Source organism: Kitasatospora sp. GP30, from assembly GCF_029892145.1.
In the GTDB taxonomy this organism is placed as follows: Bacteria; Actinomycetota; Actinomycetes; order Streptomycetales; family Streptomycetaceae; genus Kitasatospora; species Kitasatospora acidiphila.
The window spans coordinates 1-1444 of the sequence record NZ_JARZAH010000106.1; the positions used below are offsets into that span (position 1 = coordinate 1).

A 1444-nucleotide genomic window follows, 5' to 3' on the forward strand; every position below is an offset into this window, starting at 1 on the left:
CAATGCCGTTGCTCGACTCAGTGAACTATCGCAGGGTTCAGGGTGATGGTCTTTGCTGGGACACGTCGGGTCGGTCGACGTGGTTGACCTGCCTTGCGGATTGAGTAGCGGCCGTCGGCGCGTTTCAGCAGCCGGTCGGCTTCCCTGAGCCGCCTGGGGCCGCTGTCGAGCTTGCGGCGGACTTTCGCTGCCATGTTCGCCAGGAACTGCTTCATTCTGGCCGGGGCGTGCTGGCTCTGCCGGACCACGCTGCGCCGGACGTGCTTGAGGATCTTGAGGAAGGAGATCCGGTCGGGGTCGAGCCGGCCGCGGTCGGCGACGCGCATGACGATCCGAGTCAGGCAGTGATGGATGATCAAGTGCGCCCACGCCTCCTGGCGTGCCAGTTCCGGGTCGGCGGAGCGCAGGATCGCCAGACCACCGCGCTGGAACGTCTTGATCTGCCGATAGGCGGTCTCCGCTTCCCAGCGCTCGTGATACAGGGCCGCCAACTCCGCGGCGGGGAAGGCGTCAGGGTCCATCAGATCGGTCAGCAGGCGGATGACCTCGCCGCCGTCGACCTGGTACTCGATGACGCGCACCAACACCCCGCCGGGGTGGTTCCCCTTCTGTCCGGCCAGGTTCATCCGCGCCAGGTAGGTGCCGTCCGGCAGGTGCTCGACCGGGCGGCGGGCCACGCTTGAGCGGGCCCGCAGGAGCAGGTGAGCCCCGGCCCGCGTGTAGGCCTTCCACAGCTCGACGCCTGGGAAGCCGCGATCCATGATGACGAGCATCCCCGCCGCGCTGCCAGCCATCGCCACCGCCAACTCCCGTTCCCCGCCGCTGAATGCGCCCACCCGGGCGTCCACCGACGCGTGCGTCGCGGCCTCCGTCAAGGTCACCACCCGCACCTGCGGGAACCCGGCCGGGTTACCTCGCACGTCCAGGAGCCCGCCCAGCTCGGCCCGGTTGGCCGGTGTGTCCGGCGCATCCAGCACGAACCCGTCCACCGCCGCGACCCGCATCCCACGGTAGAACGCACCCGAAAGCCCCAGCGGCGCCACCGGCCCGGCCAGCTTCCGGAACACCGCCTCCAGCGCCGCCTCGCCCAGCCGCCGCCGAGCCCGCGCGAACGAGGACTTGTTCGGGATCGCCTCGTGCATATCCGACCATGCACCCACCAGGTTCTCCGCGACATCGTCGTAGGAGTCCTGATGGAACAACGCCAACGCGAGCACGTAGTAGACCATGAACCGGGACGGCAGCGCCCCCGGACGCCGGTCCCGCCGACGGCACTCCGCCAGCGCCTGGTCCACCAACCCCGGCGGCACCCACTCGGTCAGGACACCAAGCCGTACCTCGTCGGACAAGCCACTCCACGGATGCACAACTGGACCAACGACCCCGCCCCGACACCGTCACCCGTTCCGCGGCAGTTGTTCTCGAATTCAAGCAACGGCATTGG

General features: G+C 69.0%; 1 protein-coding gene. It reads right to left on the bottom strand.

What is annotated here, in order from left to right; all coding sequences use genetic code 11:
- Window positions 1–17 precede the first annotated feature (17 nt).
- The gene (locus P3T35_RS40315; RefSeq protein WP_180356673.1) at window positions 18–1349 is read right to left on the bottom strand and encodes an IS4 family transposase; all 1332 of its coding nucleotides are present in this window, start codon (window positions 1347–1349) and stop codon (window positions 18–20) included.
- Window positions 1350–1444 lie beyond the last annotated feature (95 nt).